The organism is Modicisalibacter muralis, assembly GCF_900102945.1.
Lineage (GTDB): Bacteria > Pseudomonadota > Gammaproteobacteria > Pseudomonadales > Halomonadaceae > Modicisalibacter > Modicisalibacter muralis.
In genome coordinates, this window is record NZ_FNGI01000001.1 from 759837 (window position 1) to 785880 (window position 26044).

At 59.7% G+C, this 26044-nt stretch carries 21 protein-coding genes; 3 read left to right on the plus strand and 18 right to left on the minus strand.

Translation table 11 applies throughout. From position 1 onward, the window contains the following. Positions 1-165: 165 nt before the first annotated feature. The gene (gene metH / locus BLR92_RS03590; RefSeq protein ID WP_089725539.1) at positions 166-3897 is read right to left on the minus strand and encodes a methionine synthase; all 3732 of its coding nucleotides are present in this window, start codon (positions 3895-3897) and stop codon (positions 166-168) included. A 229-nt stretch (positions 3898-4126) separates the two neighbouring features. Here metH and nfuA point away from each other — a divergent pair, with 229 nt between their 5' ends. Continuing rightward, positions 4127-4714: a Fe-S biogenesis protein NfuA gene (gene nfuA / locus BLR92_RS03595; protein WP_089725542.1), complete on the plus strand. Its 588-nt coding sequence runs from the start codon at positions 4127-4129 to the stop codon at positions 4712-4714. A gap of 76 nt (positions 4715-4790) precedes the next feature. On the opposite strand, the gene BLR92_RS03600 is transcribed toward nfuA, so the two are convergent. After that, positions 4791-5756 carry a DNA-binding protein gene (locus BLR92_RS03600; RefSeq protein WP_089725544.1) on the minus strand — a complete coding sequence of 322 codons (966 nt, stop codon included), beginning with the start codon at positions 5754-5756 and terminating at the stop codon, positions 4791-4793. A gap of 196 nt (positions 5757-5952) precedes the next feature. Here BLR92_RS03600 and BLR92_RS03605 point away from each other — a divergent pair, with 196 nt between their 5' ends. Continuing rightward, a complete protein-coding gene (locus tag BLR92_RS03605; protein ID WP_089725546.1) occupies positions 5953-6372 on the plus strand; it encodes a SufE family protein in 420 nt (139 codons plus the stop codon). Positions 6373-6382: 10 nt separating this feature from the next. Here the strand turns inward: BLR92_RS03605 and yidD are convergent, their stop codons facing one another. The 16 genes from yidD to BLR92_RS03680 all read right to left on the minus strand — a co-directional run bounded on the left by yidD (position 6383) and on the right by BLR92_RS03680 (position 24936). Next, positions 6383-6691 (minus strand): membrane protein insertion efficiency factor YidD, encoded by a 309-nt coding sequence (gene yidD, locus BLR92_RS03610; RefSeq protein ID WP_089725548.1) that lies wholly within the window; start codon positions 6689-6691, stop codon positions 6383-6385. A 4-nt stretch (positions 6692-6695) separates the two neighbouring features. Then, positions 6696-7139 carry a phosphoribosyl-AMP cyclohydrolase gene (gene hisI, locus BLR92_RS03615; RefSeq protein ID WP_089725550.1) on the minus strand — a complete coding sequence of 148 codons (444 nt, stop codon included), beginning with the start codon at positions 7137-7139 and terminating at the stop codon, positions 6696-6698. A 7-nt stretch (positions 7140-7146) separates the two neighbouring features. Beyond that, entirely contained in the window at positions 7147-7635 is a 489-nt protein-coding gene (locus tag BLR92_RS03620) for a transcriptional repressor (RefSeq protein ID WP_089725552.1), read from the minus strand. 92 nt (positions 7636-7727) lie between these two features. After that, positions 7728-9005, minus strand: coding sequence for an acyltransferase family protein (locus BLR92_RS03625; protein WP_089725554.1), 1278 nt, complete (start codon positions 9003-9005; stop codon positions 7728-7730). A 118-nt stretch (positions 9006-9123) separates the two neighbouring features. Next, positions 9124-10728, minus strand: a complete 1605-nt coding sequence (locus tag BLR92_RS03630) for a glucan biosynthesis protein G (RefSeq protein WP_245703974.1) — start codon at positions 10726-10728, stop codon at positions 9124-9126. A 275-nt stretch (positions 10729-11003) separates the two neighbouring features. Then, positions 11004-12431, minus strand: a complete 1428-nt coding sequence (gene lpdA, locus BLR92_RS03635; protein WP_089725556.1) for a dihydrolipoyl dehydrogenase — start codon at positions 12429-12431, stop codon at positions 11004-11006. Positions 12432-12467: 36 nt separating this feature from the next. After that, positions 12468-13922, minus strand: coding sequence for a dihydrolipoamide acetyltransferase family protein (locus tag BLR92_RS03640; RefSeq protein ID WP_089725559.1), 1455 nt, complete (start codon positions 13920-13922; stop codon positions 12468-12470). A 14-nt stretch (positions 13923-13936) separates the two neighbouring features. Further along, entirely contained in the window at positions 13937-14917 is a 981-nt protein-coding gene (locus BLR92_RS19800) for an alpha-ketoacid dehydrogenase subunit beta (protein WP_217636517.1), read from the minus strand. 3 nt (positions 14918-14920) lie between these two features. Continuing rightward, positions 14921-16009, minus strand: a complete 1089-nt coding sequence (gene pdhA, locus BLR92_RS19805) for a pyruvate dehydrogenase (acetyl-transferring) E1 component subunit alpha (protein ID WP_217636518.1) — start codon at positions 16007-16009, stop codon at positions 14921-14923. Between the two features lie 235 nt (positions 16010-16244). Then, positions 16245-16640 carry an ectoine synthase gene (locus BLR92_RS03650; RefSeq protein WP_089725561.1) on the minus strand — a complete coding sequence of 132 codons (396 nt, stop codon included), beginning with the start codon at positions 16638-16640 and terminating at the stop codon, positions 16245-16247. Positions 16641-16681: 41 nt separating this feature from the next. After that, on the minus strand, positions 16682-17947 hold the full coding sequence (gene ectB, locus BLR92_RS03655; protein WP_089725563.1) for a diaminobutyrate--2-oxoglutarate transaminase: 1266 nt from the start codon (positions 17945-17947) through the stop codon (positions 16682-16684). Positions 17948-18022: 75 nt separating this feature from the next. Beyond that, complete coding sequence (ectA, locus tag BLR92_RS03660; RefSeq protein ID WP_089725565.1) at positions 18023-18601, minus strand: diaminobutyrate acetyltransferase; 579 nt, start codon at positions 18599-18601, stop codon at positions 18023-18025. A 312-nt stretch (positions 18602-18913) separates the two neighbouring features. Then, positions 18914-19798, minus strand: coding sequence for a glycine betaine ABC transporter substrate-binding protein (locus tag BLR92_RS03665; RefSeq protein ID WP_089725567.1), 885 nt, complete (start codon positions 19796-19798; stop codon positions 18914-18916). Positions 19799-19907: 109 nt separating this feature from the next. Continuing rightward, positions 19908-20750 (minus strand): ABC transporter permease, encoded by an 843-nt coding sequence (locus BLR92_RS03670; protein WP_089725569.1) that lies wholly within the window; start codon positions 20748-20750, stop codon positions 19908-19910. A gap of 1 nt (position 20751) precedes the next feature. Next, a complete protein-coding gene (locus tag BLR92_RS03675) occupies positions 20752-21954 on the minus strand; it encodes a quaternary amine ABC transporter ATP-binding protein (RefSeq protein ID WP_089725571.1) in 1203 nt (400 codons plus the stop codon). A gap of 222 nt (positions 21955-22176) precedes the next feature. Beyond that, positions 22177-24936, minus strand: coding sequence for a bifunctional acetate--CoA ligase family protein/GNAT family N-acetyltransferase (locus BLR92_RS03680; RefSeq protein ID WP_089725573.1), 2760 nt, complete (start codon positions 24934-24936; stop codon positions 22177-22179). A 109-nt stretch (positions 24937-25045) separates the two neighbouring features. Here BLR92_RS03680 and BLR92_RS03685 point away from each other — a divergent pair, with 109 nt between their 5' ends. After that, positions 25046-25987: a histone deacetylase family protein gene (locus BLR92_RS03685; protein WP_089725575.1), complete on the plus strand. Its 942-nt coding sequence runs from the start codon at positions 25046-25048 to the stop codon at positions 25985-25987. Positions 25988-26044 lie beyond the last annotated feature (57 nt).

Here is a 26044-nt window from a genome sequence, read left to right on the forward strand (position 1 = left end):
GGAACTCAGGCGACGGTAGCCGGGCAACCGAACACCGATCAGGGCGTATTCCCAATACTGCGCCTGTTCATCACGCTATCGGCAGGAATGCCAACCACTGAAGGGTCAGGGTTCGGGTAATCGATACGCTATTGAAGCAGCGGCCCGCTCGGGCCGCTGTTACTTTCAAGCCGGATCGTAGGACAGCACCGGCGACAGCCAGCGTTCCAGCTCGTCGAGCGTCATGTCCTTGCGGGTAGCCAGAGCCTCGACCTGATCGCGAGTGATCTTGCCGGTGGAGAAGTATTTCGACTCGGGATGCGAGAAATACCAGCCCGACACTGCCGCCGCCGGCCACATGGCGAAGCTGTCAGTCAGGATCATGCCGGTGTTGTCGCTGGCCTCGAGCAGGCGGAACAGCGTGGCCTTCTCGGTATGATCGGGGCAGGCCGGATAGCCCGGTGCCGGGCGGATGCCCTGATATTTCTCGGCGATCAGCGCTTCGTTGTCGAGAACTTCTTCGGGGTCGTAGCCCCAATATTCCTTGCGCACGCGCTCGTGCATGCGCTCGGCGAAGGCCTCGGCAAGGCGGTCGGCCAACGCCTTGACCATGATCGCACTGTAGTCGTCGCCAGCCCCTTGATACTGCTTGGCCAATTCATCGGCGCCATGCCCGGTGGTCACCGCGAAACCGCCGATCCAGTCGGGCTTGCCACTTGCCTTGGGGGCGACGAAATCGGCCAGGCTATAGCAGATGCCATCGCGATTCTTGGTCGTCTGCTGACGAATATGATGCAGCCGCTCGACGACCGTCTGGCGGGACTCATCGGCGTACACTTCGATCACGTCGTCATCGACGCTGTTGGCCGGCCATAGGCCGATCACGCCGCGCGCGGTAATGTGTTTCTCGTCGATCAGCTTGCGCAGCATGGCCTTGGCGTCGGCGAACAGGTTGCGCGCCGCTTCGCCGACCACCTTATCGTCGAAAATCTTCGGGTACTTGCCGACCAACTGCCAACTCATGAAGAACGGCGTCCAGTCGATCACCTCGACCAGCTCGTCGAGGTCGTAGTCGTCGAAGACCTTGAGCCCGGTGAAGGTCGGCTCCGGTGGCGTATAGCCTTGCCAGTCGGGCTGGAAGCGCCGCTCGCGCGCTTCATCATAGGAAAGATCCGCTGCCTTGGGGCGACGCTTGGCATTGCGCTCGCGAACCTTGGTGTACTCCTCGCGAATCTCGTCGACGTAGGCTTGCTTGAGGCCGGGGGAGAGCAGACGGCTGGCGACGCCCACCGCACGCGAGGCGTCGGTGACATAGATGACCGGCTGTTCGTACTGCGGCTCGATCTTGACCGCCGTATGGGCTTTCGACGTCGTGGCGCCGCCGATCAACAGCGGCAGTTCGAAGCCCTGACGCTGCATCTCCTTGGCGACGTGAACCATCTCGTCGAGCGACGGCGTGATCAGCCCCGACAGGCCAATGATATCGGCATTCTCGTCCCTGGCGGTTTGCAGGATTTTCTCCGCCGGCACCATCACGCCCAGGTCGATGACCTCGTAGTTGTTGCATTGCAGAACCACGCCGACGATGTTCTTGCCGATATCATGCACATCGCCCTTGACGGTAGCCATGACGATCTTGCCCTTGGTCTGGGCGTCGTCGCTCTTTTCGGCCTCGATGTAGGGCAGCAGATAGGCCACCGCCTGTTTCATGACGCGCGCCGACTTGACCACCTGAGGCAGAAACATCTTGCCGGCCCCGAACAGGTCGCCGACCACGTTCATGCCGTCCATCAACGGCCCCTCGATGACCTCAATGGGCCGCGAGATGCGCTGACGAGCGAGTTCGGTGTCCTCGATGATGTAACTGGTGATGCCCTTGACCAGCGCGTGCTCGATGCGCTTTTCGACCGCCCAGCTACGCCACTCGAGATCTTCTTTTTTGGCTTCGCCGCCGCCTTCGCCCTTGTATTTCTCGGCGATGTCGAGCAACCGCTCGGTGGCATCGTCGCGACGATTGTTGACGACGTCCTCGACCGCCTCGCGCAGGTCCTCGGGCAGGTCGTCGTAAACGCCAAGCTGGCCGGCATTGACGATGCCCATGGTCAATCCGGCGTGAATCGCGTGATACAGAAACACCGAATGAATCGCCTCGCGCACCGTGTTGTTGCCACGAAACGAAAACGACACGTTGGAAACGCCGCCGGAGATCATGGCGTGTGGCAGATGCTGGCGAATCCAGCGGGTGGCATCGATGAAGTCGACGGCGTAGTTGTTGTGCTCTTCGATGCCGGTGGCAATGGCGAAAATGTTGGGGTCGAAGATGATGTCCTCGGCGGGGAAATCGATCTCGTCGACCAGCAGGCGATAGGCGCGTTCGCAGATTTCGGTCTTGCGCGCCAGGGTATCGGCCTGGCCGGTTTCATCGAAGGCCATGACCACGATCGCCGCGCCGAAGCGACGACACGCCCGCGCCTGTACTCGAAAGGCGGCTTCGCCCTCCTTGAGCGAGATCGAGTTGACCACCGCTTTGCCCTGCACGCACTTGAGCCCGGCCTCGATGATTTCCCACTTCGAGGAATCGATCATGATCGGCACGCGCGAAATATCCGGCTCGGAGGCGACCAGATGCAGGAAGTGCACCATCGCCTCCTGGGAGTCGAGCATGCCCTCGTCCATGTTGATGTCGATCACCTGAGCGCCGTTCTCGACCTGCTCAAGGGCGACCTCCAACGCGGTGGTGAAGTCCTCTTCCTTGATCAGGCGCTTGAAGCGTGCCGAGCCGGTCACGTTGGTACGCTCGCCGACATTGACGAACAGCGAATCGGTGTCGATGTTGAACGGCTCCAGGCCGGACAGACGACACGCGCGCGGGCGCTCGGGTACCTGGCGTGGGGCAACACCCTCGACGGCGTCGCGAATCGCAGCGATATGCTCCGGCGTGGTGCCGCAGCAGCCACCGATGATATTGACCAGATCGCTCTCGGCGAATTCACGAACGATCGCCGCCATCTCTTCTGGCGTTTGCTCGTACTCGCCGAACTCGTTGGGCAGGCCGGCGTTGGGGTGCGCCGAAACAAAGGTATCGGCCTTGTTGGAGAGCTCCTCGAGATAGGGGCGCAGCTCTTCAGCGCCGAGTGCGCAGTTCAGGCCCACCGACAGTGGCCGGGCATGGCGAATCGAGTTCCAGAACGCCTCGGTGGTCTGTCCCGACAGCGTGCGGCCCGAGGCATCGGTAATGGTGCCCGAGATCATCACCGGCAGACGTTGACCGCGCTCGTCGAACAGCTCTTCGAGCGCGTAGATCGCGGCCTTGGCGTTCAGGGTGTCGAAAATGGTTTCGATCAGGATGAAATCGGCACCACCCTCGATCAGTGCCGCGGCGGCCTCGTGGTAGTTCTCGCGCAGGGCATCGAAGGTGACATTGCGCTTGGCCGGGTCGTTGACATCCGGTGACAGCGAGGCGGTGCGGCTGGTCGGGCCGAGTACGCCGGCGACGTAGCGCGGCACGCCGGTTTCCTCGGCGACGCTATCGCAGACCTCGCGAGCCAATCGCGCCGCCTCGCGATTGAGCTCGACCACGTATTCCTGCATGCCGTAATCGGCCTGAGAGAGGCGCGTGCTGTTGAAGGTGTTGGTCTCGAGAATATCGGCGCCGGCTTCGAGATAATCGCGATGAATGCGACGCACCAGGTCGGGCTGGGTCAGCGCCAGCAAATCGTTGTTGCCCTGCAGTTGCGATGGCCAGTCGCGGAAGCGCTCGCCACGAAACTCGTCTTCGCTCAATCTAGCGTTTTGCAGCATGGTGCCCATGCCGCCATCGAGAATCAGAATACGCCGCGCCAGGCTGTCGGCCAGAGCGTTGGGTAGCGAGGCCCAGTGGGCGGGCGAGGTTTGCGAAGGGTGCGTAACGGCAGCCATGGTCGACGTGGGTCTCCAGCAAATCTGATAACGGTCCGCGACTCAAAACGGCGGCGCTTTTGGAGCGGCTCGGCAGGTGCCTTGGGCCGCGTTTTTAGGCTGGCTATCTTAACAGAAAGCGAAGGGCGCGGGGCAGGGGCGTCATAACCGAGTATTTCACTCGGGATTGTGTCGGTGGCGGTTTTTTCTTACCATTAGACGTAGAACTTTCCATGATGAGTCGAGCTTCATGAGCCAGAGTATCGAGATCACCGATAGCGCCCAGGATTACCTCGCCGAGCTGCTGGCCAAGCAGAACGTCGAGGGCATCGCGGTACGGATTTTCATTACCCAGCCCGGCACGCCTTATGCTGAAACGTGCCTGGCTTACTGCCGTCCCGGCGAGGAAGAGCCCAGTGACGAAAAGCTGGCTTTGGAGAAGATCGATGTCTTTCTCGACAAGCATAGCCTGGCGTTTCTGGAAGAAGCCGTGGTCGACTTCAATGCCGATCGCATGGGCGGCCAACTGACCATCAAGGCGCCCAACGCCAAGATGCCCAAGGTCAACGCCGACAGCCCGATGGAAGATCGCATCAATTATGTGCTGTATAGCGAGATCAACCCGGGCTTGGCCTCTCACGGTGGTGAGGTCAAACTGATTCAACTGGCCGAGGAAAACATCGCCGTGCTGCAGTTCGGCGGTGGCTGCCAGGGTTGTGCCGCAGTCGACCTGACCCTCAAGGAAGGTGTCGAGAAAACCCTGCTCGAGCGCATTCCCGAGTTGGCCGGCATTCGCGACGTCACCGACCACACCGATACCACCAATGCCTACTACTGATGCGTCTCGCTAGCGAGACGTCAAATGGGCCGCCTTCTCGGGCGGCCCATTGCGTTGGTAGATAGCGGCGACGCGGTCAATAGACGAAGGGCGGCAGGGGCGCCTGGGCCAGGCGAGCCTCGGCGTCGCGCAGTCGTTCCTCGGTCGCCGTCAACGCCTGATGCTTTTCGTTGAGCGCTTCCTCCACACGCTGAGCCTTCAACTCGTTCTGCTTGAGTGCGTCCTGCGCCTGGCGTAGCGTCCAGCCGGTTTCGCGGTGCTTGGCCTGTTCGTCGGCGAGTTCATGGCGGGCCTGCTGCAATCGTGCATCGAGATCGGCGGTACGTTTTTCCAGTGCTTCGAGACGCTGCAGTTGCTGTTTGTCGCTGGCTTGGCGCTCCTGCCGAGCATTGTCGAGCAGCTTCATCAAGCGGGCTTCCGCCGCTTCGTGGCGCTGTTCTTCCTGGGCGAGTTGGGCGCGGAACTCATCGCTCTTGCGGGTTAGCGAGGCCTGATGCTCGCGTCCCAAGCGCTCATTGTCGGCCTGCAGACGCTGAAGCTGCTCCTCGACGCTTTGCGTTTGGCGTTCTAGCTGAGTTTCGCGTTGCCGGGCACTATCGCGTTCGGCCTCTATGCGCGCAATCTGAGTGCAATACTCTTCGATGCGAGCCTGAGCCTGCTGCAGGTGCTCGCTGAGCGCGACTTCGCGCTGCGCGGCGTCTTCGGCCTCACGGCGAGCCGTGCCGGCCAATGCCTTGGCTTCTTCGACCTTGCGATCGGCCTCCTGGCGATAATGCGCCAGGCCGTCGGCGGCACTTTCCTGGGCCTGCTGCCACAGAGCCTGCACCAGCGACTCGACGGGGGCGGGGATTTCCTGCGACATGGGGCGGTCGCGATTCTCGTCACGCTGGGTGCGCCATTCGCGAAGGTGATCGCTAATCGTCGTGAAGCTTCCAGTTCCCAGCACTTCACGGATTTTTTGCACGCTGGGGCTCTCAGCCTGTTGCAATAGCAGGTCGATTGCCCGTCGCACGTCTTCGTATTGAATGCCACTGCGTGCCATGCGCTTCTCCTTGCATTGGATTCGCGGCTTCTTTCTTGAAGCCCGTCTTCAGCTTAGCGTAGCGCAAGGGTTGTCGGAAAATTAATGTTTTATGTTTTACATATTACGTAATACGTAAAAATTACACATACTTCCTGGCGGACGCTACCGTGCTCAAGCCGTTATAATGGATATATAAACTGAATGAGGAGTTTCCATGAGTGCACAGCAGGCCCAGGCCGAATTGATCGAGGAATTCAGCCTCTTCGATAACTGGATGGATCGCTACCAGTACATCATCGACATGGGCAAGCAGTTGCCGGCGTTTCCCGAGGAGTTGAAGAGCGCCGAAACCAAAATTCATGGCTGCCAGTCCAATGTCTGGATTCACCATGAGCGCGAAGGCGAGACCCTACATTTTCTGGCGACCTCGGATGCCGCCATCGTTTCGGGGTTGATCGCAGTGTTGATGCGCATCTACAACGACCGCGCGCCTGCCGAGATCATCGCCACGCCGCCGAGCTTTCTCGAGGATCTGGGGCTTGACAAACACTTGTCGCCGACCCGTGCCAATGGCTTGCATGCGATGCTCAAGCGCATCTTCACGCTGGCCGAGCAGGAGAAAGTGACCGGATAGAAATAAGAGTCTAGCGGGGTTCGTCGTTATGGGAATTCGCGGCAGGGCGGTCGTGCCCGTCGTAACGCTGTGAGTCGTGACCATGGCAGCGTGGCGGCGGTACTGGATCGACGCCGCCGGGATGCCAGGGATGGCACTTGAGGATGCGCTTGAGCGCCAACCAGCCGCCCCTGAATGGTCCGTGTAGCCGCACCGCATCGATGGCATAACTGGAACAGCTCGGCCAGAAGCGGCAACGCGGGCCGAGCAGGGGACTGATTACGTACTGGTAGACGCGGATCAGCCCAATCAATACGCCACCCAGCAAGCGATTGAACATGCTTTCAACGCTTGCCGGCGTAAAGCTCGACGGGGTCGATCAGCGGCGCGGCATCGATCTCGCCATGCTCGCTATTCATCGCCACATAGAAGCAGCTTCGCCGTCCGGTGTGGCAGGCCGGGCCGGTCTGGTCGACGCTGAGCAGCAGCGTGTCGCCATCGCAGTCGAAGTGAGCGGCCTTCAAGTGCTGCTCCTGGCCGGACGACTCGCCCTTGCGCCATAACCTGTTACGTGAACGCGACCAGTAGCAGACACGCCCGGTGGTCAGCGTTTCTTCCAGCGCCTGACGATTCATCCACGCCATCATCAGCACTTCGCCGCTGTCATGCTGCTGGGCGATAGCCGGCAGCAGGCCGTCAGTGTTCCAGCGCGCGGCATCGAGAATCGCTGCCAGCGAACGCTGAGTACCGCGCTCGGCGGTTTCCAGGGATTTGAAGAGTTCACTCATGGGTTTCTCAACTGGTCGGGCAATGAGTAATAGGAGATCCTCCGGCCGAGCCCTTTGAGTCGGCCCGGCAGGCATCGCAGGTGCCCAGCAATTCGATGGTCTGGCGGTCGACGTCGAATCCCAGTGTTTGCGCGCGAATTTTTAACTGATCGTTGACCTCATCGAGATGCAACTCTTCGACCCGACCGCAATGGCGGCAGATCAATAGCTGGAAGCCATGGGCATGCTCGGGACAGGGGCAGGCCACGTAGGCGTTGAGCGATTCGATGCGATGAACCAGGCCCTGTTCGATCAAGAAATCCAGCGCGCGATAGACCGTCGGCGGGCGCGCAGAGGCATGCTCGGTGGCCAGTTCGTCGAGCAGGTCATACGCCTTGAGCCCGCCTGGCGACGAGGAGATCATCTCGAGTACTCGGCGGCGTATGGGGGTGAAGCGTACGTTGCGCTGTTGACACTGGCGCTCGGCTTGCTGGATTAGAGCTTGGATATTCGGCATGAAAGATTGTCGTTCGACGTTCGGACGCTCCATTCTACGCGCCCGGCCGGATGGCAGCCAGGCGAGTCCTATCGCCTGGCAAAGCCATGGGGTCAGATTCCACTATTGGCATGCACGGCTTGTCGCCCGGATGACAATAATTTGCCTTGCAGCCATTGTCGAATGCGCACCACGAAGTTCTCCTGGAACATCATGCAGAACAGCACGGTAAACAGCAGAAATACCGGATACAGCCATATGGAGGCGTCCCCGGCGGCCTCCATGCAACGTGGAATGCTACTCAGGCATAGGCTCGGCTCGCCTTTCAACACCCGTTCGACGCGCGTAAAAACCACGAACAAGGGCACGTGCAGCGCGAACATCGGCAGTGACGCACCGCCCAGACGAGTGGCCAGGCGCCGCATGCGCGAGCTGGAGGGCGGCGACCAGTGGGCGACCACGAAAATCAGCGCGAGCTGGGCGGGTAGCAACAAGCCGTTGTGCAGCAAGTAATACCAGGCAGGGCCCTGATGGCGTAACAGCCATGAACCGATGATTACCGATAGGGCGATGAACAGCAGCAGCGCCCAGCGCACGCCAACTCCCAGGTGCAACCCCATTTGTCTACGCTGGGTGTAAAGTGCGCAGAGCAGAATCCCGGCCATGAATTCGGGCAATCGAACCAGTGGATTGCGATGCAGGATACCGGTCTCCGGCATGGCGAAATCGGTCATCGCGATGACCACCAGCGGAGGAATCAGGTAGATCAGGTTGGTGACTACCAGTGCGCGCCGCTGGGATGTGACGCGAGACAGCCTTGGCGCGATCCACGGAAAGGTCAGGTAGAAAAAGAACAGTGCCGAAATCGACCAGGTAACCGGATTGAAGGTCAGGTACAGCGGATTCCAGGCGTGCAGAAGTGTCACGTTGAGCAGCACATTCAATGCCAGTTCGGCATCGCTCATGTAGTGCGTTATGCTCTCGAGAGTAGAGCCGTCGTTGACGTCGTAGAGCACGAAACGTATCGATGCCCCGGCGTCTCCCGGCGTGATCGCCAGGTAGCCGACCAGCGTCGAGACCGCCATGGCCAGTAACATGGCGCCGATGTGAATCGGGTAGAGGTTCGAGAAGCGCTTGACCCAGAAGCTTTTGGCGGGTTCGCGCATCCGCTTGTCGTCATCGAGGTAAACGTGCGCGAGGAGAAACCCCGAAAGCACGAAGAAGGCGCTGGTCGAGAAGAAACCGATATCCGTGATGTAACCGGACCAGTCACTTATCGACGAGTAAGTATGCAACGTATGAAATATAACGATGTACAGACCGAGCAAGAACCGTAACCACTCCAACCCGATGAATCTTTCCTTCTTCACCGTCGTTCGCTTGTTTTCCATGCGTGAAGCGCACCTCGAAATCGGCGAAAGCCATTATGTGTGAACCGTGCCTTACAAAAAACGCACCGGTCGGGCTCCTGGCCAACCGGTGCGCAATAGTATCTTGGTGTGTTATGGCTTAGCCAGCGACGGGCATTCGGTAGAACCAGGTTTCCGATAGGTGGCGCGTGCTCTCTTCCAAATGAGCGCGTATTTCCAGTGGCTTGGTTTCATCGTCCCGCTTGACTCGCAAGATCACCCGCCAGCCGCCTTCCGCGACGTTGCGAATAACGCGGCTCTCGACCAGCTTGCCGTTGTCGCCGACATCGATAACCGCGGTGGGGCGGATATCCGCTGCCAACGACTCGAGTGCCGGTCCCTTGAAGTCGATGACGAAGGCCAACGAGCCATCCGGCTTGCGAATCAGGTCGTTCTGGCGAACCTCGCCTCGTGAGCGCATGGTGCTATCGGCCCAGGAGAGCGCGGGGTCATGGTGCTTACTCTCGTTCATCGTCCAATAAATACGATAATTGAAGTCGATGGGCTCGCCGAGCGCTGGCATCTCGTCAGGCTTCCAGAAGGCGACGATATTATCGTTGGTCTCGTTCTGCGTGGGAATTTCGACCAGCTCAACGGAGCCCGGCCCCCAGTCTCCCTGCGGTTCGATCCAGGCGCTGGGACGCAGATCATAGCGGTCGACCAGGTCCTCATAGTCGTGGAAGGCATGGCTGCGTTGCAGCAAGCCGAAGCCCTTGAGCTCCTCGACATGCTGATTGCTGACTTCGACCTGCGTGGGGTTGACCAGTGGCCGCCAGATCCAGCCGGCCTTGCCAGTGTGAAGCAGCAGGCCATTGGAGTCATGTATCGCCGGGCGATAGTTTAGCGTTGAGGTGGGCTGGCTGGGGCCGAACAGGAACATGCTGGTCAGTGGCGCAATACCCAGCTTCTTGATCGGCTTGCGCAGAAAGATCCGCGACTTGACGTCGAGCACGCTGTCATCGCCGGGACGTAGCACGAAACGGTAGGCTCCCGTGGCACTGGGTGAGTCGAGCAGGGCGAATAGCGTTAGTGACTGGCTGTCGGGCTCGGGCTTGACGACCCAGAATTCGCGAAACGCCGGGAATTCCTCGCCGCTAGGGACGCCCGGTTTGTTGGAGGGCGTTTCCGTGTCGATGGCTAGTCCACGGCCGGATAGGCCATAGATCTGATTCTTGCCAACTACACGAAAGTAGCTCGCGCCCTGGAATACCATGATTTCATCGAAGACATTGGGCGTGTTGATCGGGTAGTGAATCCTGAACCCCGCGAAGCCCAGCCCCTCCAGGTCTTTCTCGCTCAGTTTGACGTCACCGTAATGGAAGTCGTTGGCATCGAAAGGAATCTCATGGACGCCATTATCGTCGATGATGTTCATCTCCACGGCGCTGACGTAATGCATGCCCTCGTGGAAGAAGCTCAATTGGAAGGGCAGTCCTTCTTCGCGCCATATCGCCTGATCCATCCTGTACTGGATCTGCGCGTACTGTTCATATTCCAGCTCACGCAGCGTTGGTGTGGTATTGGTTTCCGGCGCTTGATATTCCTGCTCCACGAGCTTTTTGGCCTTGGCCGCCACATCCTCGAAACCGAAGGCAAGACAACTCGGTGCCATGATTGCCATCCATAGTCCGGCCACCACCGCCAAGGGCGAGGCAAACCGTCGACTGGTAGTGGTGGCAGAGCCTTGTAGGGTCGAATGATTCACGTGTCACTCCTTTGCTGCGCTCCCGAGGGACGCTCCCGAATATAGTTGCGACTGGAAGATTACATTCTAACGGGTCACAGCTAAAGCGCCGATCGATCAGAGTCACCGGGAGCTTCGAAGAAAGGAGGGATTGGGGTGCAGTGAAGGAATCATCAAAGGATCTGTAGTTTTTGTGGCTTGCTATTTAACATAATATACATTATGCGAAGTTAAGGGTTGGCGCAGGATTGAGCCGTTTCCAGGCAAGCTCAAGAATATCGAATGACGACTGGCATTCAGCCGTAATGCGTCGCGCTACCCAGGAAAAGCTCGGCAGCCTCACCGGTGGTTTCCGTCAAGGTGGGATGCGGATGCACGCTCATGGCGAGATCTTCCGCTACCGCGCCCATCTCGATGGCCAGCACGCCTTCGGCAATCAGCGATTCGGCGTGCGGGCCGACGATGCCCATGCCGAGAATGCGTCCGGTGTCCGGTTCGACCAGTAATTTGGTCATTCCCGCTTCGGCACCCATGGTCAGCGCGCGGCCCGAAGCCTGCCAGGGAAAACGCAGCGCCTTGTAATCGCGTTTTTCCGCTTCGGCTTGTTGTTCGGTCAGGCCACACCAGGCCAATTGCGGCACCGTATAGACGACCGCCGGGACAGCTCGCGCATCGAACGCCGCCGATTGCCCGGCGATGACGCGTGCGGCCACTTTGCCCTCGTGCATCGCTTCATGAGCCAACAGCATGCCACCGGCAATGTCGCCAATGGCGAAGATCGATTCATCGCGCGTTCGGCGTTGCTCGTCGACCTCGATAAAGCCGTTGTCGTCGAGTGTGACCTGGGTGTTGTCCAGACCCAGCTCTTCGGTATTCGGCTGACGGCCCACGGCGATCAGCACGCGCTCGAAGGTTTTCTCATGAGAGCCTTCGTCGTTTTCCAGCGTGACCCTTACCTGCTTTTTCGTTTCATGCAGCCCGGCGACCTGAGTCTTCAAATGCACCGCCTCGAAGCGTTCCTCGACCTTGGCTGCCAGCGGCTTGAGCAGATCGGCGTCGGTGTTTGGCATCAGGCGATCGGCCATTTCGACCAAGGTGACCTTGCTACCCAGCGATTGGTAGACCATGCCCATTTCCAGCCCGATATAGCCGCCACCGACGATCAGCAACGTCTTGGGGATGTCTTTCAAGGCCAGCGCGCCGGTCGAGTCCATGATGCGCTCGCTGTTGGCGAAATCGACATCCGGCAAGGCAACCGGGCGCGAGCCCGTCGCGACGATGGCTTGCTTGTAGCCTAGGGTGTCGCGCCCGGCGCCCTCGAGTTCGAGCTGCCCCTCACCGGCGAACGTGGCGCGCGCCCGAATGAGACGAACGCCCCGCTGCTTGCATAAATCACCCAGGCCGCCGGTGAGTTGATCGATGATCCTATCCTTGTTTTTTCGCAGCGCATCGGCATCGATTTTCGCCGGCGAAAATGTCACGCCCGAGGTACTGGCCTGCTCGGTGGCATGAATCAGCTCGGTAATGTGCAGCAGTGCTTTCGAGGGTATGCAGCCGCGTTGCAGACAGACACCACCAACCTTTTCTTCTTCATTGATCAGCGTGACATCCAGCCCCAGGCCAGCGGCCTCGAATGCTGCGGCGTAACCGCCTGGACCGGCGCCGATTATCGCCACATCGGTGTTTTCGGGAATGCTTTCAGCGCGTTCGTCCTTGCGAGCCATGATCGTCCTTTCCTGCTTGCTACCTTCCGGTATGCGTTAGATCTTGAGTAGCAGCGACTGCGGATCTTCCAGCGCGCCGATCAGCGTGGTCACAAAATTCGCCGCATCGGCACCATCGTTGACGCGATGATCGAAGCCCAGTGATAACGGCAACAGCAGGCGTGGCTTGACCTCATAGTTGTCCAGATCACCGTGCACGACGGGCTCGAGCCTAGCCTGGCCCAGCCCCAGGATGGCAACTTCGGGGAGGTTGATCAGCGGCGTCAGCGCGGTGCCGCCTAGTGGCCCGGGGTTGGTCAACGTCATGCAGCCACCTTCCATGTCCTCGCGGCCCAACTCACCGTTACGCGCCCGCTCCACGGTGGTGCTGACGGCTTCGGTGAGCTCGATGAGGTTTTTCTTGTCGACGTCACGAATCACCGGCACCAACAGGCCGCGCTCCGTGGCCACCGCAAGGCCGACATGAAAATAGCGCTTGAGAACGATTTCCTGATTCTCGTTATCCAGGCTGGCATTGAAATGCGGGAACTGCTTTAGCGCGAAAACCATGGCCTTCATCACCAGTATCGTCAGCGTGAACTTGCCGCCGTTTTCTTGCGCGCTGGCTTCGTAATCGTGACGGAAACGCTCCAGTTCGGTCACGTCGGCGACATCCTGGTGATAGACGTGGGGTATCTGCGTCCAGGATTGGGTCATGCGTTCGGCGGTGACGCGCCGGACCGAGCGTATCGCTACCCGCTCGGTATCGCCCCATTGGCTGAAATCCGGCAACGCCTTGCCGGAGCCGGGTGGCTGACGGCCACCCTCTTTCGCGGCCGCCTCGACATCCTCGGTAGTGACCCGCCCCTGCGGGCCGCTGGGCTCGATATCGTGCAGGTCGACGCCGCGCTCGCGCGCCAGGCGCCGGGTACTCGGTGCCGCTGGCACGGGAGGCTGATCCCTCTTTGCTTTTCTGGCAGTCTTTTTATCAGTCTTATCGGGTTGTTTCTCTTGCCGTTTTTTCTCTCCCTCGTCATCTTTCTCCTGACGATCGCCCTGCTCTTCATCCTCGTCGCTGGCGGCTTCTTGGTCGCTTTCCTCGGCTTTCTCATCTTCCGCGGATTCTTCGGAGCTCTCGCGAGTGGATTCCTTGGACGATTGGTTCTCATCGTCGCTCTCGGACGTCTCTTCTTCCTGGTCCTTTTCGTCTTTCTTATCTTCCTCGTCTTTCTCGCCCTGTTCGCCGCTATCGGTATCTTCTTCATCATCACCATCGTCGGGCACGTAGCTAAACAGCAAGTCATCGACACGAACCACGTCGCCGGTCTTCAGGTGAACCTTTTCGATCGTGCCACTGAACGGCGCTGAGACATCGGTCGCCGCCTTGTCGGTTTCCACCGTGAGCACGGTATCGCCATCATTGACGTGATCGCCTTCGGCGACGTGAATCTCCAGCACTTCGGCTTCCTGGAGCCCTTCGCCAGGATCGGAGAACTTGAATTCCTCACTCATGGTTGCTTATCGCTCTAGTCGTTGAGCACGCCACGCGCGGCGTCGAGTATGCGTTCCACATCAGGCAGATAGGCTTGTTCGCGGGCAAACATCGGGACGATGGTGTCGAACCCGGTGACCCGCCGGATCGGCGCTTCGAGATAGTAAAAGGATTCCTCGATCAGCCGTGCCATGATCTCGCCCGCCGGGCCATAGCTGCGATGCGCCTCGTGAACGATCACTACCCGCCCGGTATTGCGTGCCGATTCGGCGAAGCGCTCATGATCGAGCGGTGAAAGGCTCAGCAGATCGATCACCTCGGTTTCGACGCCATCCTCCTCGGCGAGCTGGTCCGCCGCCTGTAGCGTGCGTTGCAGCATGGCGCCGTAGGAGATCATGGTCAGGTCCCCGCCTTCACGTGCGGTGCGCGACTGCCCCAGCGGTAGCGTTTCTTCGTCATCGGGCACCTCCTCGCGAAATGCCCGGTAGATGGCCTTGGGTTCGAAAACTACCACCGGGTCGGGGTCGCGAATCGCACTGACCATCAGCGCGCGGGCGTTGCGCGGGGTGGAGGGAATCACCATCTTGAGCCCGGGGATGTGCGCATAAAGCACTTCCTTGCTCTCGGAGTGATGCTCGAGTGCATGCACTCCGGCGCCGTAGGGCATGCGCAGCACCATGGGTATCGAATAGCGGCCACGCGAACGCCAGCGTAGCCGAGCGGCATGCGACTCCATCTGATGAAAGCCCTGGTAGCTGAACCCCGAAAACTGCATTTCGCAGACGGGTTTCAGCCCGTATAACGCCAGGCCGATGGAAAAGCCGACCAGTGCCGTTTCCGCCACCGGCGAGTCGATGACCCGGCGTTCGCCATAGCGATCGAGCAGCCCTTCGGTGATGCGAAATACGCCACCATCGACACCCACGTCTTCGCCGAGAACGATCACGCCATCGTCGTTTTCCATCTCTTGAGTCAGTGCCAGTTTGATGGCGTCGGCCATGTTCAATTCGGCCATCGGTCAGCCCTCACACTTGAGATGTTGTTCATACGCTTGCCGCTGGGCTTGCAGCGAAGCCGGCGGCTCAGCGTAGACGTCATCGAACATGACCAAGGGGTCAGTCAGCTCCTGTATGCGCTTGTGGGTGTCTTCCCAGGCGGTATCGATCTGCTGCTCCAGTTCCTTTTCCAGCGCCTCGATCTTCTTGTCCGAAAGCTGCTTTTTGGCTTTCAGATACTTCTGCAAACGCAGGATGGGGTCGAGCTCCTGCCATTTTTTCACTTCATCTTCATCGCGATACTTGCTCGGATCGTCGGCCGTGGTATGTACCGACATGCGATAGGTGATGCACTCGATCATCGTTGGCCCATCACCGGCACGCGCGCGCTCGGCGGCCTCCTGGACGGCGGCATATACCGCAAACACGTCGTTGCCGTCGACCTGAAGCGAGGGAATCGCATAGCCGAGGCCTTTCTGCGCCAGGGTCCTGGATTCGCTCTGGCGCCCCCGCGGCATCGAAATCGCCCATTGGTTGTTCTGGCACAGGAAAATGACCGGGGCTTTCAGCACGCTGGCAAAGTTCAAGGCTTCGTGAAAATCGCCTTCGGATGTGGCGCCATCGCCAAAGAAGGTGATCGCGATCTCGTCGCTTTCGCGGTAGCCGGCCGCGTAAGCCAGGCCCACCGCATGGGGAATCTGCGAAGCCACGGGAATGGCGATCGGCAGGTCGTGGCTGTCTTCGGGGATTTCTGCGCCTTCATTGTAGCCGGCGTTATAGAGCAACAAGTTGGCGGGTTCGATACCCCGCCATAGCATGGCGGCGGTCTCGCGAAATGCTGGCACGAACCAGTCGCCCATCTCAAGCGCGGCCATGGCACCCACCTGGGAGGCTTCCTGACCCTTGGCTGGCGCAAAGGTACCGATACGCCCCTGGCGTTGCAGCAGGAGCATTCGATCATCGAGGTGACGGCTCAACAACATCGTGCGGTGTATCTGCAACAGCACGTCCTTGTCGATCTTGGGAATCAGCTTCTCGTCCACCTTGCCGTTCTTGTCCAGAATCGACAGGTATTCGACGCTGTGCTCCAGCCTGACCTTCTTTCTCGGCATGACGTCCTCCGAGGGGCAAGTGTTCTCCTTGTCGCGCCAACCGCGACGACACAATGGATGTCGTATCCACGGCCACTATTGGCGCAAGACACTTATGACTGTAGAAACCGTAGCCTGGGAATGCCAATACCAAGTTCACAAAGGCGACGCCATGAGCGTTCGCCCTGAAACGACGAAAGCCCCATCAGCCGAAGCTGACAGGGCTTTCCAAATCACGCCGATGTCGGGTCGACGTTCAGTCTTCCTGGGTCGGTGCGTAAGAGCCGTCTTCGCGGTGATCTTCGTTGCCGGTCAGGCCCGGCGTGAAGACGCAGGCCAGTATCATGGTCTTGGAGGCACGCAACATGTGTTCATCATGCTGATCGAGGATATAGATATCGCCCGGCTTGATCGGCCAGATCTTGCCGTCGGCCAGCGTCTCGACTTCACCCTCACCCTCGATGCAGTACACCGACTCGAAGTGATGCTTGTAGTGAATATGCGTCTCGGTGCCCTCGAAGATACGCGTGATGTGAAACGAAAAGCCGCCACCATCCTGGGCCAGTAGCATGCGCGTGCTGTCCCAGTTGCCATTGGCGGCGGTGACCAGGCGTTCGGTTTGGCGTGCTTCATCGATATTGCGAACGATCATGTCTGGAATCCTTTTCTTGGCAGTCGTAAAGGGCTGGTCTATCAGCCCATGACTTGCTTGGTGCTGGTTTCGAGGATGCTCAACCCTTCGGCAAGATCCTCGTCACTGATGATAAGCGGGCACAGGCACTTGATGACCTGACCATCGTGGCCGCAGGTTTCGATGATCAAGCCATTCTTGAACGCCTGTTCGGTGATTTTGTCGGCAATTTCGCCGGTGCCGACATCCAGGCCACGCATCAGGCCGCGCCCTCGCTCGCTGGCCGGATAGCCCATCTCGGTCAGCCAACTCGCGATTTTCTGGAAGCCCTCTTCGACCACGCGCCCCTTGCGCTGAACGTCGCGCTCGAAGGTGTCGTCGCTCCAGAACTCGCGCAGCGCCGCGGCGGCCGTGGCGAAGGCCAGGTTGAAGCCGCGAAAGGTACCGTTGTATTGGCCGGGCTTCCACTTGTCGAGTTCCGGACGCATCAGTACGTGCGAGAACGGCAGGCCGTAACCGGACAGCGATTTCGAATTGGTGACCATGTCTGGCGTGATGCCGGCGTGCTCGAAGCTGAAGAACTTTCCGGTGCGGCCGCAGCCGGCTTGAATGTCATCGATGATCAGCAGAATTTCATGACGGCGGCAAATCGTTTCCAGGCGCTTGAGCCATTCGATGCCGGCCGGGTTGATACCGCCTTCGCCCTGCACCGTCTCGAGAAGGACGGCGGCCGGGAAATCGAGCCCGCCGGACTTGTCGCCAAGCAGCTTCTCGAAGTAATCGAGCGTATCGACACCCTCGCCCAAATAGCCGTCGAAAGGCATGAAGAAGCCGCCTTGCGGGGTGATGCCACCGGTTGCCTCGCGGAACTTGCTGTTGCCGGTGAAGGCCAGCGAGCCCATGGTCACGCCGTGGAAGCCGTTGGTGAACGAAACCACGGTGCGTCGGCCAGTGGCAATGCGTGCCAGGCGCGTGGCGGCCTCGATGGCATTGGTGCCGGTCGGGCCCGGCAGGTAAATCTTGTAGTCCAGGCCACGTGGCTTGAGAATCACTTCTTCAAGCGCTTCCAGATAGTCGCGCTTGGCCTGGGTCCACATATCCAGGCCATGCACGATGCCGTCCGAGGCGATGTAATCGACCAGTGCCTGCTTGATCTTGGGGTGATTGTGCCCGTAATTCAGGGTGCCGGCGCCGGCGAGAAAGTCGATGTACTGCTTGCCGTCTTCACTGTGCAGGCGGGCGCCCTTGGCTTCGGTGAAAACGACGGGGAAAGAGCGTGAATAGCTGCGAACTTCCGATTCCATGCGTTCGAGAATCTGGGTCTGCATGTAACGACCTCCTGGTCGAAAACGAGTGACGTGAGAATTTGCGAGGGACTTGTTCAGGAAATTGAGCGAATCTTGCTAGATACGCTCGGGATCGAAGGGACCGATACGCACCAGGTTTTCCGGATCGTGCTCGCCGCCCAACTGGTCGGTGGAAAAATACTCGCGACTGTTGAGTGGCGCCTGCCAGCGATCGGAGAGACGCTTGAACAGCCCCCACGACGCTTCGTTGTCCGGCGTGATGGTCGTTTCCAGATGACGCATGTGGGCCATCTCGGGGCGACTCATCACCGCCTCGACGAGACGTCTTGCCAGGCCGGTCCCGCGGGCCTTTTCGCCCACCGCGACCTGCCATAGAAAGTACGTGTCGGGTGCGTTGCGTTTCGGGTAGCCGGAGACGAAGCCGACGATTTCGCCTTCCTCGTTGGTGGCTACCGCGCAGCTATCGCGAAACTGCGTTGCCAGCAGCAAGTACGCGTAAGCGGAATTGACATCGAGAGGTGGGCAGGATTTCACCAGTTCGTAAATTCCCCAGCCGTCGTCTGTGGTGGGCTTGCGAATGAACAGGGGAGTATGGGCGTGACCCACGACCGCATCGGCCACGCTGGGCTTGGCCAGGTCGGCCGATGTCGTAAAGGCTTGAGTGGATACATTCATGTTTTCCGTTCGCCATTGCGAATTTGTGTCCAACTTTAACAGGCACTTAGCGATAAATCAAAAGCACAGTTATGCTTGATGGTTATCTCCATAAAGACTGGTTATGAATGGCGGCGAAGGGATCGCTACCGCGACCTCCGGGGTTCGGGGATTGCCCGATACCGTCAGTCTAGACCAAGCTTCGGCATTGCCTGCACGAATTGTGTAAGGCCAAGACACAAAAAGACCACCCGAAGGTGGTCATCAACTAACGAAATCGCCCGGTCCAGGCCGGGCGATTCGCGTCTTACGATTGCAGTGTATCGAGTCGAATCAGGATTCGCCGGTCCATTCGGCAACCACGTCCTGGTTCTCTTCGACCCACTGCTGGGCGTTGGCGTAAGGGTCGGAGCCCTCTTCCTGGTTCATCAGCATGACCTCGCCCATCTGCTCGGGGGTCCACTCGAAGTTATCCAGCACTGCGTAGACTTCCGGCATGTCTTCCTCAAGGCCCTCGCGCACGACGGTATGGATTTCCTCGGCGCCGCCGTAGACCTTCTTGGGATCGTCGAGATATTTGAGGTCCCAACGTGCGAACATCCAGTGCGGTGTCCAGCCGGTCACGACGATGTCCTGCTCGTTCTCGATCGCCGTTTCAAGCGCGGCAGTCATGGTTGCCCCGCTGCTGCTTTTCAGATCTATCGAGTCTTCGAGCTCATACTCGGTGAGCACTTCCTCAGTCAGCCCCATCAGGCCGGCACCGGGATCGATACCGATGATCTCGCCATCGATCATCTCGGCCTTGTCGTCGAGCTGCTCGATCGAGCTGAGTTCGGTATAAGCCGGCACGACCAGGCCCAGTTTGGTGCCCACCAGGTTCGGCCCCAGGTCGACCAGTTGATCCTGGGTCCGCTCGAGATAGTTGGCGTGGGTGGTCGGCAGCCAGGCGGCGACCATGCCGTCGGTATCGCCAGAGGCGACCGACTGCCACATTGCGGCGGCGGATAGCGAGGCCATGTCGACCTCGTAACCCATGTCTTCGAGTACCGCACGCACCACGTTGGTGGAGGCGACCTCGGAAGCCCATTCGACATAGGCCAGAGTTACGGTTCCCTTGCTGTCTTCCTGCGCCTGGGCGACACCGGAAAGTCCCATGCCGGCGACCATCATCAGCGAGCCGTAGCGTACCGCGCGGGACATTGCATTGAACGTTTTCATCACTTTCCCCTTCTTGTGGTGGTGTGATACTGACGGCATGTCTCATCGCTCTCGCGACATGCCGCCTACCGGCCCTACCAGATAGGGTCGAGCCGGACTTGCGAGCGTCTTATTGCGCTTTCTTGGTCCTGCGAAACGATTGCGTCAAGCGATCGAGCAGCATGGCAAGGATAACCACGGCGATACCGGCTTCGAAACCTTCGCCGGGGCGCAGCCGTTGAATCGCCTTCCAGACTTCGCTACCCAGGCCGTCGGCGCCGATCATCGCGGCGATGACCACCATCGACAGCGCGAGCATGATGGTCTGGTTGATGCCGGCCATGACGGTCGGCAGCGACAGTGGCAACTGCACCTTGAAGAGTTTCTGGCTGCGCGTGGAGCCGAAGGCATCGGCGGCCTCGATCAGATCCTTGGGAACCTGACGAATGCCCAGCGTGGTGAAGCGAATCGCCGGTGGCATCGAGAAGATCACCGTGGCAAAGATCGCCGATACCGCGCCGATGCCGAAGAACGGGATCGCGGGAATCAGATAGACGAAGGCCGGCATCGTTTGCATGAAATCCAGCACCGGCATGATCAGCCCGTACAGCTTGTCGGATAACGCAGCGGCGATGCCGACCGGCAAGGCGATCACTATCGCGACCAGGGTGGCGATCACCACCAGTGTCAGCGTCTCGATCATCGGTATCCACAGCCCCAGGTTCCAGATCAATGCCAGACCCACTACGGCGCCGATACCCAGGCGAATGCCGCCGACGCGCCAACACAGTAGCGCGATGATCGCCATCAGCCCCCATTCCGGCAGCCACATCAGGGCGTCGTTGAGAACGTTGATCCAGGCCTGGGTCACTTCCGAGATGCCACGCGTGACGATGGAGTAATTCGAGGTCAGGAAATCCAGTCCGCCTTCGATCCAGTCACCGAGCGGAATTCGGGGAATATCGATTGCCATGTCAGTGTGCTCCTGCTTCAGCCAGTTCCGCCAACACGGCGCCCTTGACCACTACGCCCAGCAGGCGCTGGTCGTCGTCCACCACGGCGATCGGATAACTCTTGTCGCAGAACATGGCAAACAGATTGTGTAATGGCTCGTCGGGGCCAACCCTGGGGAAGTCGTTATGGATCAGGCCGTCGAGGTTTTGCTTGCCATCGCGGGCAGCCTGATCGGCGGCATCGACCTCGATCAGCCCTAGCAGTCTACGCTCGCGGTCGGTGACGTAGATCGAATCCAGGCCGTTCTCGCTGAGCTTGTGCAATACCGTGCGTGGGCCGTCGTCGTCACGCGCGGTGGCACGCACCGGGCGCATGGCATGTCGTGCCGAAAGAATTCGCGACATGTCGACGCTTTCGACGAAGCGCGCCACGTAGTCGTCGGCCGGGTGGGTGAGAATCTCTTCGGGAGTACCGCTCTGCACGATCTCGCCATCCTTCAGGAGAATGATACGGTCGGCGATATTGATCGCTTCATCGAGGTCGTGGGTGATGAAGATGGTGGTCTTCTTCATGCGGCTCTGGAGCTCGAGAAGTTCCTGCTGCATGTCCTTGCGGATCAGTGGATCGAGCGCCGAAAACGCTTCGTCCATCAGCAGTACCGTCGAGTCGTTGGCCAGTGCGCGAGCCAGGCCGACGCGCTGCTGCATGCCGCCGGACAACTGACTGGGCAGTGAATCCTCCCAGCCGTCCAGGCCCACCTGCTTGAGGGCCTCACGAGCCTTCTGGGCGCGCTCCGCCTTGTCGACACCGCGAATCTCGAGGCCGTATTCCGCATTGAGCTGTACGCTGCGATGCGGAAACAAGGCGAAATGTTGAAAGACCATCGAGAAGTGCCGGCGGCGGCACTCCAGCAATTCTTTATCACTGAGCTTGGGGATGTTTTCACCGTCGATGACGATGTCGCCTTCGGTAGGTTCGATAAGGCGGTTGAGACAGCGAATCAAGGTCGATTTGCCGGACCCTGAAAGTCCCATGATGACCAGCAGTTCGCCTTCCATGACATCGAAAGTGATGTTCGATAGGCCTAGGGTCTGACCGGTTTTCTCATGAATTTGCGAGCGTGTCAGGCCCTGGTCGCGGAGTTCCAGCCCCTTCTTCGGTTGGTTGCCGAAGACTTTACTCAGGCCGCGCACCTGGATCTTGGTCTGTTGCGTTTCGCTCATAGGCTTGCCTGTTTTGCGTCGACTTTTTCGTCAACACGCCACGGAGCCAGCGATGAAATAACCCATCGCGATGTCCCGCGTACGTATGATAACGAATGCTTATAGTTGTTTTGCATCATACAATTTTATCAATAGGTGTTCAAATCAGAACAACTTATGATTGATCAACGGTTCAATAACCTCCAGCCTAGTAACGGTGCGCTTTCGTAGCATGTCCGGCGGTCAATCACCGGGGTTTTCCAAGCGGTGGCGTTGCCACTCGCTGGTGGGTTCGTTGAGGCGCAACGTGGCGTCTATTACCTGTTCTTCCATGTTGTAACGACTGGTGAAGCCCAGGTTCTTCATCAGCGCCCGCATCGGGTGATTGTCGACCATGATCTTGCCGACCATTTCCAGCGTGCCCACCCCCTTGCAGTAGCGAATCATCTTGTTCATCAGCAGGCTGCCGATCCCCTGCCCATGCATATCGTCGCGAATGATGATCGAGAATTCGGTACGGATATTGTCAGGATCATTCCACACCCGAACGACACCTAGCATCTCTTTAGCGGCATCCACAGCGCCATCCGCGACGCGATGCTCGGCGATGAACGCCATCTGACGATCGTAGTTGATCTGTGCCAGTGTCGATAGATCGCGCTTGGTCAAATCGGCCTTGTGGTGGAAATAACGGAAACGGATGCTCTCTTCAGAAAGTTGCGAGTGAAATCCGCTAATCAGCGGCGCATCTTCGCCGCGAATCGGTCGAATTTCAGCATGCATGCCGTTCTCCAGCGTCACCCACTCTCGCAGCTCTTCCGGGTACGGCATGATCGCGTGGCGAGCCGGCTCGCCGAGATCCATGGCGAAATCCACCGCCACCATGTCGTCACGGTTGAGCAGCAATGGATTGATTTCCAGGCCACGCAGTTCCGGAAGATCCGAGGCCATCTGGGATAGCTTGACCAACAGTTGGCACAGCCGGTCGATATCGCGCTCGGGATCGCGGGAGTGCTCGCCGACCAGCTTGGCGGCATGCGTGCGTGAAATCAGGTCGGCGGCCAGGGTCATGTTCAACGGTGGCAAGGCCACGTGCCGGTCGGCCATGACGTTGACTTTATAACCACCGATACCGAATACGATCACCGGCCCGAAGATGGGGTCGCGGGTAATGCCCGCGCACAACTGCAGCGAATGCTTGCCGCGCTGCATCGGCTGCAGGCAATAGCTATAAATGTGGCTGTCGGGAAACTTCTCGCGCACCTTGTCGCCCAGGCGACGAACGCCATCGGCGACCTGCTCGGGCGTTGCCAGGTCCTGCAGCAATCCCGCCGACAGCTTGTGGGGATGCTGGCGGTAGCGATACGGCACGCAGTTGTGCTCGTGAATCACCTTGAGTGCCATGTGCTCCTGGAAATCGCCGACGGCCGCGGCGCCCTGCTCCGGGGTGAGCACATAGCGGCTGGGGGCCGAGGCAATGCCGTAAGCCGCCAGCACCTGGGCGGTTTCTTCGTGAGTCAGGAGATCTCGCCCGCGCGTCTTGGCCTGCTCGATCAGACTGTGACAACGCGCGCGAATGTCTTGCGTGGTGGTGAAAGGAAGGCTCGGCGGCGTTTGTTGCAGCAATGCCTGCACACGCTGGTAATCGACCATGTGCATGAAGGCCTTGACCGCTTTTTCCGGAGATATATAGGTGGGGATACCCGCCAGGTTGCATTCATGGCGCGCGAATAGCGCCTCTTCCAGCCCCATCCAACTGGTCAGCAGATTGCGTTTGAAACATTTGCGATTGGCCACTATCGCCTGTGCGGTGAGCTTCGATGGCGCCAGCCGGGTCGGCGCATGCACCACCAGCACGGCATCGACATTGGGATCGGCGGCAACGACCTCCAGCGCCTCGACGAATCGCTCCGGCGTGGCGTTGCCGCCCAGGTCCACCGGGTTACGCCCCGGCAGGCTAACGTCGAAATCGCCGGCAAGTAGGGCCTGTTGGGTCTCATCGCTGAATTGCGCCAGTTTGCCACCCGCGCTGATCAACTTGTCGATGGCCAGCAAGGCCGGTCCCAAACCATTGGCGACAATCGCCAACCGATCGCCCCGCAGCGGTTTCATGCGCGATAGCGTCTCCAGCGCGTCGAACAGCTCATCCGAGTTGTCGACACGCACCACCCCGGCCCGCGCCAGCGCCGCGTCGACGATATCGTCACGATTGGCGATGCCCGGGGTCGCTGACACATTGGAAAGATCGGATTGCGCCGTGCGCCCGCTCTTGATCGCCAGCACCAGGCGATTGCGCGATGCATCGCGTAGCGCGGTCATGAAATGCTGGGAGTCGTGGATGCGTTCGAGATGCAACAGAATCGCCTGGCTGGGCGAATACTGATTGATGTAATCGATCAGGTCGGGAAGCATCACGTCGACGCTATCGCCCAACGTTACCAGGTGGGAAAAGCCGATGCCCCGCCCCGCGGCCCAGTCGATCATGGCGTTGCCGAGCATGCCCGACTGGCCCAGGTAGGCCACCCTGCCCGGCTTGACCGGTTGACTAGCGTAGGTCGCATTGAGGCGTCGCCCCGGCACGACCAAGCCCAGGCACTCGGGACCCAGCACGCGAATGCCGGAGCGTCGCGCCGCCTTGAGCATGCGCTCGCGAATCGAGCCACCGTCGGCGCTACGATCATCGAGATAGGCGCCGCCCGACAGCACCATGACCGCCTTGACGCCAAAGCGCCCAAGCTGTTCGATCAGCTTCGGTGCCGTCGCCACCGGCGTGCAGACCACCGCCAGGTCGGGCACGCCCGGCAGCTCCGCGACGGACTTGACGCAGCGCTGCTCGAAAACGCTAGCGTAGCCCTTGGGGTTGACCGCCCAGATATCGCCGGGAAAACCGCCCTCCTGCAAGTTGCGTATCACCAGCCCACCCATCGAATGGGGCTTCTCCGACGCGCCGATGACGGCAAGCGTGGTCGGTTCGAAGAAATGACGCAGAAAGCGCGTGCCCACGGCTGGTTGTCTCCTCGGCGCGATGATTTCCCTGTGTACGACTTATTGACACTGTCATGCAAGCATTGCCGGCGATTAGTCTCAATTCCCAAGCTCCGGGAGAGTCATCATGATCACGTCGTTCATCAGCCACCCGCATTGTGATCGCCATCACATGGGGCCGGGGCATCCGGAAAGCCCCAAGCGACTGGAAGCGATAACCGCCCGGCTGGCGCTCAGTGGCGTGCTGCAACAGACCATGCAGTCGGATGCCAAGCCGGCCAGCGACGAGCAACTCGCGCGCGTGCACCCGCTGCGTCATGTCAGGGCGTTGGAAAAATGCGTGCCCGAGCAGGGTATCGTCACGCTGGATGCCGACACGCTGATGAATCCCGATAGCCTGATCGCTGCGCGCCTGGCGGCTGGCGCCGTGGTGCGCGGTGTCGATCAGGTCTTTCGTCAGCAGGCCGACAATGTCTTCTGTGCAATGCGTCCACCCGGGCATCACGCCGAGGCCAGCGAGGCCATGGGTTTCTGTTTTTATAACAATATCGCCGTCGGTGCCGCCCATGCGCGTGCCCAGTACGGCGTGGAACGCATCGCGATACTCGATTTCGACGTGCATCAGTGCAACGGCACCATCGATATCTTTCGCGACGACCCCGGCGTGCTGATCTGCACCAGCTTTCAGTACCCTTTCTACCCCTGGCGCTATTTGAATCCCGATTACCCGAACGTGATTGCCACGCCGCTCGACCCAGGTAGCGATAGCCGCGTCTTTCGGCGTGCCGTCGAACACGACTGGCTGCCTGCGTTACAGGCCCATCGGCCGGAGTTGGTGCTGGTTTCGGCGGGTTTCGATGCCCATCGCGATGATCCCCTGGCCGATATCCGCCTGGAGTACGAGGATTTCCATTGGATCACCGAGTTGGCCATGGATATCGCCCGCACCTATGCCGGGCATCGCCTGGTCTCGGCCCTTGAAGGCGGCTACGACCTGAATGCCCTTGGGCGTAGCGCCGAGGCGCACGTCAAGGCGCTGCTGGGTCTACCCTACGACCGTCATGCATAGGTTTCCCGGTATCAGGAAACACATTCTCCTCATGCCAAGGCCCAATTCCTGTCGCGC